The sequence below is a fragment of the Aeromonas bivalvium genome (genome assembly GCF_046078285.1).
Classification (GTDB): domain Bacteria; phylum Pseudomonadota; class Gammaproteobacteria; order Enterobacterales; family Aeromonadaceae; genus Aeromonas; species Aeromonas bivalvium.
In genome coordinates, this window is the sequence record NZ_JBGXBV010000001.1 from 1114311 (window position 1) to 1130318 (window position 16008).

At 62.3% G+C, this 16008-nt stretch carries 14 protein-coding genes, 2 tRNA genes and 1 other annotated feature; of the genes, 7 read left to right on the forward strand and 9 right to left on the reverse strand.

Annotated elements, in window-relative coordinates; translation table 11 throughout:
• Window positions 1–47: 47 nt before the first annotated feature.
• From thrC to ACEUCR_RS05085, 4 genes are all read right to left on the reverse strand, one after another.
• A complete protein-coding gene (gene thrC, locus ACEUCR_RS05070) occupies window positions 48–1322 on the reverse strand; it encodes a threonine synthase (RefSeq protein ID WP_408788507.1) in 1275 nt (424 codons plus the stop codon).
• Window positions 1319–2287, reverse strand: coding sequence for a homoserine kinase (gene thrB / locus ACEUCR_RS05075; protein ID WP_408789055.1), 969 nt, complete (start codon window positions 2285–2287; stop codon window positions 1319–1321). Before thrB ends, thrC begins: the two co-directional genes overlap by 4 nt.
• Window positions 2288–2327: 40 nt before the next feature.
• On the reverse strand, window positions 2328–4787 hold the full coding sequence (thrA, locus tag ACEUCR_RS05080) for a bifunctional aspartate kinase/homoserine dehydrogenase I (protein ID WP_041999980.1): 2460 nt from the start codon (window positions 4785–4787) through the stop codon (window positions 2328–2330).
• 25 nt (window positions 4788–4812) lie between these two features.
• Window positions 4813–4947 (reverse strand) — a sequence feature (Thr leader region).
• Between the two features lie 75 nt (window positions 4948–5022).
• Window positions 5023–5718, reverse strand: a complete 696-nt coding sequence (locus ACEUCR_RS05085; protein ID WP_111874825.1) for a tRNA/rRNA methyltransferase — start codon at window positions 5716–5718, stop codon at window positions 5023–5025.
• A gap of 156 nt (window positions 5719–5874) precedes the next feature.
• On the opposite strand from ACEUCR_RS05085, the gene aceK reads away from it, so the two are divergent.
• Entirely contained in the window at window positions 5875–7647 is a 1773-nt protein-coding gene (aceK, locus tag ACEUCR_RS05090) for a bifunctional isocitrate dehydrogenase kinase/phosphatase (protein ID WP_408788510.1), read from the forward strand.
• Window positions 7648–7769: 122 nt separating this feature from the next.
• On the opposite strand, the gene ACEUCR_RS05095 is transcribed toward aceK, so the two are convergent.
• Window positions 7770–8165: an META domain-containing protein gene (locus ACEUCR_RS05095; protein ID WP_408788512.1), complete on the reverse strand. Its 396-nt coding sequence runs from the start codon at window positions 8163–8165 to the stop codon at window positions 7770–7772.
• A gap of 156 nt (window positions 8166–8321) precedes the next feature.
• On the opposite strand from ACEUCR_RS05095, the gene ACEUCR_RS05100 reads away from it, so the two are divergent.
• Entirely contained in the window at window positions 8322–8801 is a 480-nt protein-coding gene (locus tag ACEUCR_RS05100) for a hypothetical protein (RefSeq protein WP_041999969.1), read from the forward strand.
• A 3-nt stretch (window positions 8802–8804) separates the two neighbouring features.
• Here the strand turns inward: ACEUCR_RS05100 and ACEUCR_RS05105 are convergent, their stop codons facing one another.
• Both ACEUCR_RS05105 and ACEUCR_RS05110 read right to left on the reverse strand, forming a co-directional pair.
• Window positions 8805–9284, reverse strand: a complete 480-nt coding sequence (locus ACEUCR_RS05105; protein WP_041999967.1) for a putative 4-hydroxy-4-methyl-2-oxoglutarate aldolase — start codon at window positions 9282–9284, stop codon at window positions 8805–8807.
• 128 nt (window positions 9285–9412) lie between these two features.
• Window positions 9413–9832 (reverse strand): DUF3293 domain-containing protein, encoded by a 420-nt coding sequence (locus ACEUCR_RS05110; RefSeq protein WP_111874828.1) that lies wholly within the window; start codon window positions 9830–9832, stop codon window positions 9413–9415.
• A 386-nt stretch (window positions 9833–10218) separates the two neighbouring features.
• On the opposite strand from ACEUCR_RS05110, the gene arcA reads away from it, so the two are divergent.
• Window positions 10219–10938 (forward strand): two-component system response regulator ArcA, encoded by a 720-nt coding sequence (arcA, locus tag ACEUCR_RS05115; RefSeq protein ID WP_041999962.1) that lies wholly within the window; start codon window positions 10219–10221, stop codon window positions 10936–10938.
• 146 nt (window positions 10939–11084) lie between these two features.
• Here arcA and ACEUCR_RS05120 read toward each other — a convergent pair.
• Together ACEUCR_RS05120 and ACEUCR_RS05125 are read right to left on the reverse strand one after the other, a co-directional pair.
• Window positions 11085–11159: transfer RNA gene (locus tag ACEUCR_RS05120), tRNA-Gly, on the reverse strand.
• 75 nt (window positions 11160–11234) lie between these two features.
• Window positions 11235–11308: transfer RNA gene (locus ACEUCR_RS05125), tRNA-Gly, on the reverse strand.
• A 201-nt stretch (window positions 11309–11509) separates the two neighbouring features.
• On the opposite strand from ACEUCR_RS05125, the gene cydD reads away from it, so the two are divergent.
• The 4 genes from cydD (at window position 11510) to ACEUCR_RS05145 (ending at window position 16005) form a co-directional block, all read left to right on the forward strand.
• A complete protein-coding gene (gene cydD, locus ACEUCR_RS05130; protein ID WP_408788516.1) occupies window positions 11510–13279 on the forward strand; it encodes a heme ABC transporter permease/ATP-binding protein CydD in 1770 nt (589 codons plus the stop codon).
• Complete coding sequence (gene cydC / locus ACEUCR_RS05135) at window positions 13272–15002, forward strand: heme ABC transporter ATP-binding protein/permease CydC (protein ID WP_408788519.1); 1731 nt, start codon at window positions 13272–13274, stop codon at window positions 15000–15002. Before cydD ends, cydC begins: the two co-directional genes overlap by 8 nt.
• A gap of 110 nt (window positions 15003–15112) precedes the next feature.
• Window positions 15113–15484, forward strand: coding sequence for an Rcs stress response system protein RcsF (rcsF, locus tag ACEUCR_RS05140; RefSeq protein WP_041999952.1), 372 nt, complete (start codon window positions 15113–15115; stop codon window positions 15482–15484).
• Window positions 15485–15618: 134 nt separating this feature from the next.
• Entirely contained in the window at window positions 15619–16005 is a 387-nt protein-coding gene (locus tag ACEUCR_RS05145; protein ID WP_408788522.1) for a DUF488 domain-containing protein, read from the forward strand.
• The last annotated feature ends 3 nt before the right edge of the window (window positions 16006–16008 follow it).

Below are 16008 nucleotides of genomic sequence, written 5' to 3' on the forward strand. Positions count from 1 at the left end.
CCCGCTTTCAATATAAAAGCGGGGGATCGTCAGCGCCTCATGGCGGCTTAACCGAGCAGGAAGGCCTTGAGGCGGCCAAAGTCTGCGGGCAGATCGTGGGAGAGCAGCGGCAGCGCGGCGTGCTTGGCGAGCGGGCCGGGCAGCGGCACATCCAGACTCAGGATCTCGTCCACCGACTCCTTGAACTTGGCAGGATGGGCGGTGCAGAGGAACACCCCCACTTCATCTTCTGCCAGCTGCTCGTTCAGCAGATCCCAGGCGATGGCGCCGTGGGGCTCGCACAGGTAATCGAGCTGATGCAGGCGCTGCAACGCATCGCGAGTCTGGGCATCGTCACGCATGCCGGACCCCAGGGTCTCCAGCGCCCAACCGTTGCGACGGCACAGCTCCTCTACCCGCGGCCAGTTGTTGGGGCGGCTCACGTCCATGGCATTCGACAGAGTTGCCACCGTCTGGTGCGGCTCCCACTGGCCGGTTTTCAGGTAGCGCGGCACTGTGTCGTTGGCGTTGGTGGCGGCGATAAAGCGCTTCACCGGCAGCCCCAGCGCCTTGGCGATAAGGCCCGCGGTGAGGTTGCCGAAGTTGCCGGACGGCACGCTGATGACCGCCTTGGCACGATCGGCTTTCGGCAACTGGGCCACGGCCTCGAAGTAGTAGCAGACCTGGGCCAGCAGGCGGCTGATATTGATGGAGTTGGCGGAGTTAAGGCCAATCGCCTTCTTCAGCGCCTCGTCGTCGAAGGCATCTTTGACCAGCGCCTGGCAGGCATCGAAGTCGCCGTCGATGGCGATGGTGCGGATGTTGCCGCCCAGGGTGCAGAACAGCGCCTCCTGCAACGGGCTTATCTTGCCCTTGGGGTAGAGGATAACCACCTCAATCCCCTCCAGGCCGTAGAAGGCGTGGGCCACGGCGGCGCCGGTGTCGCCCGAGGTGGCGGTGAGTATAGTGATCTTGTCGTTGGTCCTGAACGCAGCGAGGCACTGGGCCATGAAGCGGCCGCCGAAGTCCTTGAACGCCAGGGTCGGGCCGTGGAACAGCTCGAGGGCATAGGTGCCGTCTTTCAATTTGACCAGGGGCGCAGGGAAGGTGAAGGCGGCGTCGATAAGCTCGCTCACCTTAGGCTTGGGCACTTCGTCACCCAGCAGGTGGCTGATGATGCGCGCCGAACGCTCGGCCAGCGGCAGCGCCAGCAGGGCGTCCACGTCGGCCAGCGGCTCGAGCTGCTCGGGGAAGAAGAGCCCCTGCTCGCGGCCCAGACCCTGACGCACCGCCTGGGCGAAGCTCACCTGTTCACTCTTGTCCTTGATGTTGTAAAGATTCATAGCTCGCTTCCTGTTACCCGTGCCCCGGCCATGTCCAGTTTGCAGACCCGGGCAAATCCATCTTCATTGCGCACTAAGTGCGCCTCCATCCACTCTTTCATGCGTTCGGCCTGGGCCAGATCCTTCATCACCACGAACACGGTGGGACCGGACCCCGAGATGCCGGTGGCCAGCGCCCCGTTCTGGGCCCCCTGGGTCCGCACCTCGTTGAAGCCTTCAATCAGGGCCGCGCGGTAAGGCTCGGCGATCACGTCTTTCAGCACGCTGGCGGCCAATCCCTCCTGACCCGTGTAACTGGCGTGCACAAACGCAGCCAGCCGACGGCCATAGGTGAGGCAGTCCTGGCGGCGATACTGGGCCGGCAGGATAGCGCGGGCGGCGGCGGTAGAGACCACAGTGCCCGGGTAGCAGACTACCCAGTACCACTGCTCGAACACAGGTATGCCCTGGCTGATGACGCCCCCCTCCTCCAGCACCAGCTGCATGCCCCCCAGATAACAGGGGGCCACGTTGTCGTAATGGACGGAGCCGGAGATCTTGCCTTCCATCTCCCCCATCAGGAGCAGCAGGTCGTGTTCATTGAGAGGAGCGCCGTGGAAGGCGTTGAGGCCTTCGAGTGCCGCCACCACGCTACAGGCACTGGAGCCGAGACCCGAGCCCACCGGCAGGTTCTTCTCAAGCACCATCTCCAGCGGCTTGAGTGTCAGGCCGCGCTTCTCCAGGGCCTCGCCGTAGACGAGCCAGCAGTCATAAAGGATGTTCTTCTTCGGATCGTCCGGCAGCTTGTGGGCATAGCGGCCCACACAGGAGAGGGCAAAAGGCACATCGGCCGCCTTTACCTGGACGCGATCCCCAAGCAGGGAGCCATCCACGGGGGCGAGCGCCGCCCCCAGTACATCGAAGCCCACACTCAGGTTGGCGCTGGAGGCCGGGGCATAGGCGACCACACTGCCGCCCTGCGCCATGGCATCTTGTTCAAAATCGGGGTTCATCGCTGAACTCATGTTACAGCTCCTGCTTCCAGTTCTGGGTGCGCAACACGTCGGCGAAAACGCCGGCGGCAGTCACTTCGGTTCCTGCGCCGTAGCCGCGCAGCACCAGCGGAATGGGCTGGTAATAGGTGGAGAAGAAGGCGAGCGCGTTCTCCCCGTCTTTGACCTTGAACAGGGGCTCGTCAGCGCCGACCGCCTTGATGGCGACCTTGCACTTGCCACCCTCGATGGAGCCGACGTAGCGCAGCACCTTGCCCTCACGCTGCGCAGCCGCAAACTGGTCGCGGAACCAGCCATCGGCCTCGGGCAGGCGGGCCATGAAGGCATCCACATCACCGCTGACATCAAAGCCCGGCGGCAGCGCCTGCTCCACCTCCACGTCGGATAGCTCCAACGCCATGCCGGCCTCCCGGGCCAGGATGAGCAGCTTGCGGGCCACGTCCATGCCGTTGAGATCGTCGCGGGGATCCGGCTCGGTGAAGCCGTTGCCGCGGGCAATGCCGGTAGCCTCGCTAAACGACATGCCCTCGTCCAGCTTGCCGAAGATAAAGGAGAGGGATCCGGACAGGACGCCGTCGAAGGCACGCAGCTTGTCACCGGCCTTGATGAGATTCTGCAGGTTCTCGATGACCGGCAGGCCCGCGCCCACGTTGGTCTCGTACAGGAACTTGCGGCGGGTCTGGCGGGCGGTGCGGCGCAGCGCCTTGTAGTAATCCAGCGACCCGGTGTTGGCCTTCTTGTTCGGGGTGACCACGTGGAAGCCGGCAGCCAGGAAGTCAGCATACTGGACGGCGACCGCCTCGCTCGAGGTACAATCGACGATCACCGGGTTGATGAGGTGACTCTCTTCCACCAGCTTTTTGACCGCCTCCAGGCTGAAGCTGCCTTGCGCTTCCACCAGTTGTTCACGCCAGTTGGCGAGGCTCAGGCCATCCTTGTTGGCAACCATCTGGCGGCTGTTGGCGATGCCGACCACCCGCAGGCCGGTGCCCTGCTCCGCCAGTACCGGTTGCTGGCGAGCAATCTGATCCACCAGGGCCGCACCGACGCCGCCCACCCCGACCACGAAGAGATCGATGAACTGCTGGCTGCCGAAGAAGTTCTGATGGCACGCCTTGATGGCCTCAGCCACCTTGCCAGAGCGCACGACCGCGGAGATGGATCGCTCGCTCGAGCCCTGCGCGATGGCGACTATGTTGATGGAGGCCTGAGCCAGAGAGGTAAAGAAGCGGGCGGCCATCCCCTTGGCCGTGCGCATGCCATCGCCGATGAGGGAGATGATGGCGAGATCCTGCATGATCTCGAGCGGGTCCAGCAGCTGGTTCTTGAATTCCAGTTCGAACTCGCGCTCCAGCACCTTGCGGGTCTTGTCGCAGTCATAGCTGTGGATACAGAAGCTGACGCTGTACTCGGAAGATGACTGGGTGATGAGGACGATACTGACCCCGGCGCGGGAGACGGCGGAAAAAATGCGACCCGCCATGCCGACCATGCCCTTCATGCCGGGGCCGGAGACGTTGACCATGCACATGCCGGACAAGTCCGAGATGGCCTTCACCTTCAGATCATCATCCCCCTGCTCGGCGCCGATGAGGGTGCCCGGCCCCTGGGGATTGAAGCTGTTCTTGATGAGACAGGGGATGTGGAACTGGGCCACGGGGGCGATGGTTTTCGGGTGCAGCACCTTGGCACCGAAATAGGAGAGCTCCATCGCCTCTTTATAGGAGAGGGTTTTGAGCAGGTAGGCATCCGGCACCAGGCGCGGGTCGCAGTTGTAGCAACCTTCCACGTCGGTCCAGATCTCGCAGCATTCGGCATCCACGCAGGCAGCCAGCACGGCGGCGGAGTAATCGGAGCCGTTACGGCCCAGCAGCACGGTTTCGCCCTTGTCGCTGCCGCCGGTGAAGCCCGGCATCAGGTAGAGACAGTCGGTACGCAATCCCTTGGCGGCGAAACGCACCCGGGAGGCCTCGATGTCAACATGGGCTTCCAGGTAGCCGCCGTCGGTCACCAGCAGCTGCTCCGGCACGATGAGATCCAGCTCGAGATCGCGCACCCGCAGCAGCTCGTGCATGAAGGCGATGGAGAGGTTCTCGCCACGGCTCAGGATATGGGCCTGGACATTGTCCGGACACTGGCCCAGCAAACGGATGCCCTGCATCAGTCGCTCCACCCGATCCAGTTCGGCGGTGAGGCGAGCCTGCAGCGCCTTGTCATCCAGCGCCGGCCAGGCTGCCTTCAAGCCCGCCAGCAGGCGGGAGAAGATGCCGTTGATCTCGAACAGGGTATTGCTGGCATCCATGCCGCGGCTGGTCTGCTCCACCAGGGCCACCAGGTGATTGGTCACCTTGGCCGGAGCCGACAGCACCAGGGCCACCTGGGACTGACCATGGGTATTGACCGCGATATCGGCTACCCGCAAGAAACGCTCTGCATCGGCCAGTGACGACCCGCCAAACTTCAACACTCTCATTGCTTTCTCTCCCTGTAAATTGCGCAACAAAAAGGCCCGTACTGGGTGGGTACGGGCCTTTTTCTGATTTCTGTGCTTGTTCGTCAGCGCATCAACCGGCCCCAGTCCCACCTGTGGTGGTACCGGTAATAATGGTGGTGGTGATGACGTTGGTGAATAGCGGCATGACGAACACTCTTGAACGAAGCTGGCTTTTAGCAATACCCCGCCGGGCCTTGAGCTGTCAACCTAAACCTCACGACTCCTTGCGTTCAAACCGGCGAACGAGGTCTTTGCAGAGCAGATGCAGCATATTCAAATCCCGTTGCGGCAGCATAGGTACCCGGTCCATCACCCATTGGTGCAGCTTTTCATCCTGAGAAACACCGAGTTCTTCAAGTATTTCTGCTGTTTTGCTCTTTAGCACTCGAACCTGACCACTGCTATCAATATTTTCTGCTACCGCTTCGGGCTCGTCGAGCAGGGGACTCAGTTCGTAGGCATACAGCATGATCGCCTGTCCCAGGTTCAAGGAGGGATAACTCACCTTGAGGGGCAGATAACTGAGCAGGTCGGCCTGGGCGAGCTGCTCGTTGGAGAGGCCCGACTCCTCGCAGCCAAACAGGATGGCCACCTTCTCAAGGGAGGGCTTGGCGCGGATCTGATCCCGCACCTCCCCCGGGGTGAGGTAGTGCTGGTAGCGGCCACGCTGGCGCGCCGTGGTGGCGATCACCAGATCCATGTCCGCCAGGGCCTCTGGCAAGGTATCGAACGCCTCGGCATTGGCCAGGATCTCCTGAGCGCCGTGGGCGACCCAGCTCGCCTCCTCCTCCTGATGGACACGGCTCGCCACGACCCGCATGGCGTCAAAGCCCATGGTCTTCATGGCGCGGGCGGCCGCCCCGACATTCTGTGGGCGGGCGGGCGCCATCAGGACAAAATAGAGCTTCATGGGTACTTCCTCGCGGGCAGGGCTGCAAAGGGGCGAAATCTACCGCTTATCCCCGAAAAATGCCACTTGAACAGATGTTTTAATGTTGCCATAGTGGCCGTGAACGTCGGTGAAATCAGGGGCAGATGGGGCCGAACAACCACAAGGAAGGTGGCAATGGAAACAACATTGGGACAGGCGGTGGCGGAGACCATACTGCAGCGGTTCGAATCATTTTACAGCCGGTTTCTCGAGATAACCCAGGGCAGCAAGAGCCGCTTCGAGAACGGGGACTGGCTCGGCGTCCAGCTCGCGGGGCGCGAGCGCATCCGCCTCTATGATCACCATGTCGGCGCCACCACGGCGCAGATCAAACAGATGATGGGAGAGCAGTTGCCGACCCAGGCCCTGCTCAAGCAGGTGAAGGGGGCCTTCAGCGATCTGCTGCCGGGCTGCGCCAACTTCGAGGTGGCGGAGTCCTTCTTCAACTCCGTCTACCGGCGCATCTTCCGCCATCGCAACATCCGCGACGAAAATCTCTACATACACCCGTTTCGCAGTCGCGGCGAGCACCCGGATCTGTCGGCCCTTCTGCGGATTTATCCCAGCAGCCAGGCAGAGCTGCCCCAGACCCTGCGTCAGCTGTTTGCCGATTACCCCTTCACCCTACCCTTTGAGGACAAGGAGCGCGACCTCGGTGACATCTGTCGCCATCTCCACGACCATGGCCCGGCACAGATGCGCGAGGGCCCCTTCACCCTGGAGCTGCTGCGCGAGGTGTTCTATCGCAACAAGGGGGCCTATCTGGTGGGGCTCGTCAGGGCCGGGGATCGAGTGTTTCCCTTCATACTGCCCCTGCTGAGCACGGGGCAGAGCATCTATGTGGACACCGTCATCTTCGAGCCCGAGCTCGCTTCCATCGTATTTGGCTTCGCCCGCGCCTACTTCATGGTCTATGCCCCTGAGCCTGCGCTGGTCGTCGCCTTCTTGCGCCAGATCCTGCCCCACAAGCCGGACTATGAACTCTACAACGCCATCGGCTGCCAGAAGCACGGCAAGACGGAGTTCTATCGCCATTACCGCCAGCATCTGGCCATGAGCCGGGATAGCTTCGTCATCGCGCCTGGCATCAAGGGGATGGTGATGAGCGTGTTCACCCTCCCCTCCTACGACGTGGTATTCAAGGTGATCAAGGACGAGTTTACTCCCCCCAAGGATGTGAGCCACGAGCAGGTCAAGGCGAAGTACCGGCTGGTCAAACAGCACGACAGGGTCGGCCGCATGGCCGATACCCAGGAGTTCACCAACTTCGAGTTTCCCCTGGAGAGGATTTCCCCCGAACTGCTGGGCGAGTTGCAACGGGTTGCACCTTCAGCACTGACCCTCACCGCCGACAAGCTGGTGATCAAGCACCTCTACACGGAGCGCAAGATGATCCCCCTCAATCTCTATCTGGATCAGGCGGACGAGCAGCAGACCCGACTGGCCCTTGAGGAGTACGGCAACGCCATCCGCCAGCTGGCGGCGGCCAACATCTTCCCCGGCGACATGCTGTTCAAGAACTTCGGAGTGACCCGCCACGGCCGGGTAGTCTTCTACGACTACGACGAGATCTGCTACATGACGGAGTGCAACTTTCGCCAGATCCCGCCGCCACGCTACCCGGAAGATGAACTCAGCGCCGAGCCCTGGTATTCGGTGGCCCCCAACGACATCTTTCCCGAAGAATTCGCCACCTTCCTGCTGCAAAAACCCCAGGTGAGAAGCATCATGATGTCGCTGCACAAGGAGCTGTTCGATGCCAGCTACTGGCAAGGGCTGCAACGCAACATCCAGGGGGGGGCCTTCGAGGATGTCTACCCCTATCGGCGCAAGAAGCGCTTTCGCTACCAGCAAGGAGAGGGTGAGCCAGCGGCGGAGCCATCCAGAACGGGGGCTGCCAAGCCCTGAGCCCGAAAATGCAGAGGGGCGCCGCGGCGCCCCTCTCTTTTGCTCAGGCAAAAGTCAACCCTGAGCCATGAAAGCATCAGACCAGGTAGCGGACGCGACAGACTCTGACCCGCCACGGCGTGTCACTGAGCCGGTCTGGCCTCGAAGGTGAGCAGGGTCGTCTGGCTCGCATCCTTGAGCACCAGCTGATTGGCGCTGACCTGGTAGCTGGCAACCTGGCTCAGCTTCTGGAAATAATCCCCCTCCCTGGCCATCAGATCCCCCGGACACATCATGCGGGTTGCTCCCATGCCCGTCAGGGTCAGGGCCTGCTCATCGAGCTGGGTGATCCCGCCAAAGTAGCGGTTGCACCCGCCCTTGCCGGCGACCTTGCCTTCGGAGACCTGCAGGGTAAAACCATCGCCATCGGCCCCTTGCAGCTGCCAGGGGTGTGCCTGCAGTTGTGCCGTGTTGGAGCCGGATGTCATGGCGCAGCCTCCCAGGGCCAGGGCGGCCAGCAGTATCAGATTCTTGTTCATGGGATCCCCTCTCGGTTGTGTGCAATAAAATGGACGGCTCTGTTTACCATGCTGAACGCGCAAAGCAAACCCCTTCAATTTTGAATGAGTCCCTTTACAGCATGCTGGCATGTGCCATGCTTGTGATCCTGTTCGGGACCCATGGAGGGGGAATGAATGGCTAACTCACTCATCTGTCTGCTGTTATCTGCTTGTAGCCTCAACTGCATCGCCGCCGACTGGGATCTGCTCGACCAGGACCCCGGTGAGGGGGAGGTCTATCTGAGGAGCTATTCGGGAATACTGCAAGACCCCAGAGGAGATGGCAGAGCAGATCCCTTCGATACCTGGCTTATCAACACGGGTTACCAGTACAACATCATGGATGATGTCACTCTCTTCATGGAAGGAGGGCCGGCCGGCTCGACCGATACCCGTAAGGCCGGGTTCAACCTGGCCTCGGGATTACGTTACCAGCTAAGCCCGCAACTCCATGTCGGCAGCCAGCTCAGCCAGCGTGAGCTGGGCAGCGCCACCACCCAGCTCGAACTCAACAGCCGACTGCAGCTCCCCTACCTGGCGCTGACCGCCAACTATGGCATCAGCCCCCTCACGGCCGAGCAGTCGCTGAGCATCGGCATGGGGTTTCATTTCTGATGATCAGATGAGGCGACTGGCACTGACCACGACGCCATTGAGATCCGCATAGACGAAATCCCCAGGCGATATTGTGACCCCGGCGAAATGCAGGACAGCCCCTTCCGTACCCATGCCACGTTTCTCGGTTTTGACCGGACAGGCCGCCAGCGCCTTGACGCCGAGGGCCAGTGTGTTGAGGGTAGCCACATCCCGCACGGCGCCATGAATGATAAACCCGGCCCACCCGGAGTCGACCGCCTTGATGGCAAGCTGATCCCCTAGCAGGGCACGCCGCACCGAACCACCGCCATCGATGACCATGACGCGGCCATGGCCGGGCCGGGCCACCAGATCCCGCACCAGGCTGTTGTCCTCGAAGCAGGAGAGGGTCACCGCCTCACCATAGAAGATGGCGTTGGCGCCAAAGTGTTGAAACAGGGGCTCTGCCACTTGCAAGGCATCGCCATGCTCGTCGCAAAGATCCGGCAGCAGATCCAGCATGATTCACTCCTCTCCTTGGATATGGTGTTGCTCATTGTTTCATCAAGCTCAGGTATGAACAAGACTGAACGAGTCTCCTCGCAGCGCACTCCTGCTGGCGATCCCCTGCTGGCGAAGAGCCCCGCCATTCATCTCCCTGGCGCTGTCATCGCACTCTGGCGCCAGAATGAGCCTATCTCCCCCAGGCAGACGGCGGGTCCGTCCAGCAAGACGGGTTGCAACCAGAGTTGGCCCTGCTCGACCCGATAGAGCGCATTCTGACCGAAACGCGCCGCCAGGGCATGTCCCTCCTCGGCGGAACATACCAGGGCCAGCGACCACTCCTGCCAGTGCATCTCGGGATCACCGGCCTGGATCGGAAAACGATGTTCCCATCCGGTGACGGCCCGCAGCAGAGCGCGGGTGCGCCGCCCATTGCGCCTCTCCCCCACCGCCAGGCTGGCGGGGTTGCAAGCGGTCAAAATGGTGTAACCAGGCCAGGTTGGCGCGGAAAACGGGGCGATAAAGCAGATATTTCTGTAGTTTTCCCACAAAATCATGTCAATCATATGTTACATTTCATTACATAAATAAGTGGCGAAAAGCGGGTGCAGCCCCACTATTATGCTGCCAGGTCAGGGTTTGACCTATATCAAACCAGAGTTAAAAAGTTGCTATCTGACAGCAAAGACTGTTGTTATGCGCCTGTTAACTGATAAAATGCGGCAACTTTACGTAATGGACTACCTTTCCGGCTTCTCTCTCCCGCCAGGGTTGAGAGCCTTCAGATGGCGCAGGGATGTTGGCCAGCATTGATACCAAATTCGTGATTACCCGATCCTAAGCTCATACCCAGGATGACGTAATAAATTTTCAGGCTCCGTCCTAGACGGCTCGGGTAACGCCAAAAGTGTTAAAATTTAGCTAATTAACTGATAAGAATCTGGGAAAACTCATGCAAACACCACATATTCTGATCGTCGAAGACGAGCTGGTTACCCGCAATACCCTCAAAAGCATCTTCGAAGCTGAAGGCTACGTCGTGCTGGAAGCCAATAACGGTGACGAGATGCACCAGGCCCTGACCAGCCACACCATCAATCTGGTGATCATGGACATCAACCTGCCGGGCAAAAATGGTCTGCTGCTGGCCCGCGAATTGCGCGAGGATGACAACATTGCCCTGATGTTCCTGACGGGTCGGGATAACGAGGTGGACAAGATCCTGGGGCTGGAGATTGGCGCTGACGACTATATTACCAAGCCGTTCAACCCCCGCGAGCTGACCATACGGGCACGCAATCTGCTGAGCCGCACCATGAATGTGCTGCCCGGTGGTGAAGACAAGAAGCAGGTCGAACGCTACCTGTTCAACGGCTGGGCTCTGGACATCAACAGCCGGGCCTTGGTCAGCCCGACCGGCGACATGTTCAAGCTGCCCCGCTCCGAGTTTCGCGCCATGCTGCACTTCTGTGAAAACCCGGGCCAGATCCAGACCCGTGCCGAGCTGCTCAAGAAGATGACAGGCCGCGAGCTCAAGCCCCACGACCGCACCGTGGACGTGACCATACGCCGCATCCGCAAGCACTTCGAGAGCGTGGGGGATACCCCAGAGATCATCGCCACCATCCATGGCGAAGGCTACCGCTTCTGCGGCGAGCTCGAGCAGGAATAAGCGAGCAGACGGATAAGGAAGAGGCGCCACCCAGGCGCCTTTTTGCTGCCCGGGCGCGAGGCAGGACGGACCTGGGTTCGCGATTCAGGCCAGGCAAGCAGACAACAAAAAGCCCACTCGCAGGAGTGGGCTTTTTGCATGAAAGCTGGAGCGGGCAGCGGGAATCGAACCCGCATCATCAGCTTGGAAGGCTGAGGTAATAGCCATTATACGATGCCCGCCTGGCATCAGAGAGAACGGTGCATCTGTCGATGTCACCACGGCCTGGAAGCGCTTGGCTCCACATGCCTTGAATGTGGAGCGGGTGATGGGAATCGAACCCACGTATGCAGCTTGGGAAGCTACCGTTCTACCATTGAACTACACCCGCGTCAGGGCCTCTACTATATGCATTTTGTCGCCAAGCGCAATGGCACATTTCCCCTTTTTTACAGTAAATCAAGCTGTTCGACCAACGAATGAGCAGGTCGTTGCTTTTTACAGCACCTCGCCTCATCTCCCGAGATCGACAAGGTTGCCAAGGCCAGGGGCCGAGGATAGTCTTGCGCCACTCGAAGCGAGGAAGCTGGTAATGGATAAGAAAACCCAAACACGTCTTTATGGCTGGTTGCGCAAGCAGTCGAGTCACGGCCGCCGCTGGATCGGTCTCTCCATTTTGTGCGGACTGGGTCAAGGGAGCCTGATGGTGGCTCAGGCCTGGCTGCTGGCCACCCTGTTGCACGGCTTCATCATGGCGGGGATCCGACCCGAGCAGCAGATCCCCCTGTTCATCGCCCTGCTGCTGGTCACCCTGGGCAAGGCGCTGCTCGCCTATGGCCGGGAGGTGACCAGCTTCAAGGCCGGCGCCGCCGTGCGCCAGACCATCAGGGCAGTGGTGCTGACCCGATTGAGCCGCCTTGGCCCCGCCTATATCCAGCGCCGACCGGCGGGGAGCTGGGCCAGCCTGTTGCTCGAGCAGATAGAGAACATGCAGGAGTTCTTCTCGCGCTACCTGCCACAGATGGCCATCGCCGTCTTCATCCCCGTGCTGATCCTGGTGGCCGTCTTCCCGATCAACTGGGCCGCCGGCATCATACTGCTCGGTACCGCCCCCCTGATCCCGCTGTTCATGATCCTGGTAGGGGTGGGCGCCGCCGACGCCAACCGGCGCAACTTCCATGCCCTGGCCCGCCTCTCGGGTCATTTCCTCGATCGCCTCAAGGGGCTGCGCACCCTGCAACTCTTCATGCGCACCCAGGCCGAGGGCAAAGAGATTGAGGAGGCGTCGGAAGATTTTCGGGTGCGCACCATGGAGGTGCTGCGTCTAGCCTTCCTGAGCACGGCGGTGCTGGAGTTTTTCGCCGCCCTGTCGGTGGCGCTGGTGGCGGTCTACTTCGGCTTCTCCTATATCGATCACCTCAACTTTGGCAGCTACGGCGTCAAGGTCACCCTGTTTACCGGCCTGTTCGTGCTGTTTCTCGCTCCCGAGTTCTATGCCCCGCTGCGGGAGCTGGGCGCCCACTATCACGCCAAGGCCCAGGCCATCGGCGCCGCCGAGCAGCTGCTCGAATTTCTGGAGGCCGAGGTCGCCGAGCCCGCCAGCGGCAACCAGCCCTTTGCGGCCACCCGCCCGATCCGGGTCGAGGCCCGGGGCCTGGAGGTGCTGAGCGCCGAGGGCAAGGTGCTGGTCGGCCCCCTCGATTTCACCCTGGCGCCCGGCTCGCGCACCGCCCTGGTCGGGGTCAGCGGGGCGGGCAAGAGCTCCCTGGTCAACGCCCTGCTCGGTTTCGCCCCCTATCGCGGCGAGCTCAAGGTCGATGGCCAGGAGCTGGCCAGCCTGGACATGAGTCAATGGCGTCTGAGCCTGGGCTGGCTCTCCCAGAATCCGCAACTGTTTCATGCCTCCTTGCGCGACAACCTGTTGCTGGCCAGACCGACGGCCAGCGACCGCGAGCTGGAAGAGGCCCTCAAGGGCGCCCAGGCCTGGGAATTTGCCAGGGAAAAGGGGCTCGACTATCCCCTCGGCGATCAGGCCGGTGGTCTCTCCGTCGGTCAGGCCCAACGCCTGGCCCTGGCCCGCACCCTGCTCAAGTCCACCCAGCTGATGGTGCTGGATGAGCCCACCGCCAGCCTGGACCGGCTTTCGGAGCGGGCCATCATGGCGAGCCTGGAGCAAGCGATGGCGGATCAGACCCTGCTGATGATCACCCACAGACTCGATCAGCTCAGCACCATGGATCAGATCCTGGTGCTGGCCGATGGCAACTTGGTCGAGCAGGGTCACTATCACACCCTGAGCGAGGGGCAGGGTCCCTTCGCCCAGCTCTTGTCCCAACGCGCCGGGGGATCTCTCGATGACTGATTTATTGCCGTTTCTGCGTCTCTATCGCCAGCACTGGCTGAGCCTCTCCCTGGGCTTGCTGCTCGCCCTGGTCACCCTGGTGGCCGGCATGGGGCTGCTCTCCCTCTCCGGCTGGTTCCTCTCTGCCGCCGCCGTGGCCGGCATGGCAGTCGCCAGCCGCGATACCTTCAACTACATGACCCCGGCCGGGGGAGTACGTTTTTTCTCCATCGTCCGTACCGCGGGCCGCTGGGGGGAGCGAGTGGTCAGCCATGATGCCACCTTCCGGGTGCTGACCCGGCTGCGGGTCTGGTTCTGGCAAAAGCTCTCCCCGCTCTCCACCGGCGCCCTGGCCGGTTTTCGTCAGGCGGATCTGCTCAACCGACTGGTGGCCGACATCGACGCCATGGACCACGTCTACCTGCGCCTGCTCACCCCCATAGGGGCTGCTCTGCTCAGCACAGCCGGTCTGGTCTTCTTCCTGTCGTTCTTTGACGGGCGCCTCGCCCTGATCCTGGGTGCCATCCTGCTGTTTGGCATGCTGGCCCTGCCCCTGGTCTTCTATTTTGCCGGGCGCGCGCCGGGCCGCCAGCTCATCGCCGAGAAGTCCAACCTGCGTACCCGCATGGTGGACTATCTGGACGGCCAGGCCGAGTTGCAGATGTTCGCCGCCGCCCCCCAGTCCCTCGCCGAGCTGCAAGAGGCCGAGCAGGCCCTGATCCGCGCCCAGGCCCGCATGGCCCGGGTGAGCGGCCTGGCCAATGCCTCCGTGCAGCTGCTCAGCGGCTGGACCCTGACCCTGATGCTCTGGCTCGCCGGCCATGGGGTGGGGGGCGCGGTGCCGGATCCCAAGACGGCCCTGATGGTGTTCGCGACCCTGGCAAGCTTCGAGGCTCTGCTGCCCCTGGCCGGTGCCTTCCAGCACCTATCCACCAGCCTGGCCTCGGCCCGCCGCCTCAACGAGATACTGCAAGATGCCCGCCCCCCCGTCTGGGGGTCGCACACCCGGCGCGCCGAAGGGGGAGCCTTGCAGCTGAGCGAGCTCCACTTCGCCTATCCTGGCAACCCCCAGCCCGTGCTGCACGGCTGCTCCCTCACCTTGCAGGCCGGCGAGAAGCTGGCGTTGCTGGGTCAGACGGGTTGCGGCAAATCCACCCTGATGGGACTGCTGACCCGGGAGTGGACGCCCCAGTCCGGCCAGATCCTGCTGGCCGGGATCCCGCTCACCGACTACAGCGAGGAGGCCCTGCGCGCCTCCCTCTCTGTGGTAAGCCAGCGGGTGCATCTGTTTGCCGCCACCTTGCGAGACAACCTCACCCTGGCGGCGCCCGATGCCAGCGATGCACGGCTCACCGAGGTGCTGCAACAGGTCGGGCTCGATGCCCTGCTCAGGGATGAAGCCGGGCTGGATGCCTGGCTCGGGGATGGCGGTCGTCCGCTCTCCGGTGGGGAGCGCCGCCGGATCGGCATCGCCCGCGCCCTGCTGCACGATGCCCCGCTCTGGCTGCTGGACGAGCCCACCGAGGGCCTCGACAGCCGGACCGAGCGCGATATCATGGCGCTGCTGATGAGGTTGGGGTCCGATCGGGCCATATTGCTCATCTCCCACCGCCTGACGGGTCTGGAGCAGATGGACAGGATAGCCCTGATGGAGCAGGGCCAGATCCGGCTTTGCGCCCCTCACCAGGCGCTGCTGGCCGACGATTACTACCAGAGTCTGTATCGGCGGCTGGCCCCGGCCTGATCGCCATCCGCCATGGCCCGGCTCCCCGGGCCGCCAGATAAAATAGGGGCTGGTCGCCGGTGGCGACTGGCCCCTATAATGTTGCCCTCACTGATCAACAAGATGCCGATATGAAACCCCTGATCCTGATGATGCCCCTGCTCGCCTCCGGCTGTGCCAACTTCGCCTTCAACAGCAACCTGGACAAGGAGAACTTCGATGAGTACTTCAAGCCGGGCCGTGTGACCATCTATGATCAGGCCGACCTGGCCGAGCTCAACTACCTCTACCTCGGCACAGTGGAAGGGGAATCTTGCCAGAGCGATGCCAACCAGCCGGTCCCCAATGCCGGGGAGGCCCGTACCCTGGCCCGGCGCCGGGCGGCCGACATGGGGGGCAACGGCATCACCATCGACAAGTGCGCCGAGTACAGCGATGTCCCTGGCTGCCTCAAGCAGATCATCTGCTACGGTCAGGCCCTCAAGGTCGCCGAACAAAAATAAGTCCCGACCCCGGCCTGGCCGGGGTGCTTGTTTCTGCCTCCCCCCGTACCAGACCCGTCGCCCCGGTTGACCCGCCCCCTCTGCCGGGGGCAGGATGAGGACAACCCGTCCCATGTCCGTCATCAGGAGGCAAGATGAGCATTCATATCGTGCGCCTCGGCAGCCCGCGCCAGCCGGGAGAGGGGCTGCGCATCGGCACGGTACGCCGCCCGCCCCGCGGCGTGCCCAGGCAGGCGTTTGCCAGCCAGGATTGGTATGACGTCTGGTATCCCGACCTCGCCCCCAGCAACGACACCATGAAGCTGGGTCGGGGAGCCACCAGTCAGGCCCAGTGGGCGCACTTCGTGCGTCAATACAAGAAAGAGATGAACAGCCCCCAGGCGAGACACAGCCTGGCCCTGCTCGCGGCCCTCTCCCACCATACGGATATCGCCATCGGCTGCTACTGCGAGCAGGAGGCCCACTGCCACCGCGCCGTGCTGCGCCAGCTGCTCGTCGAGCTGGGGGCCAACCTGGCCTGATAC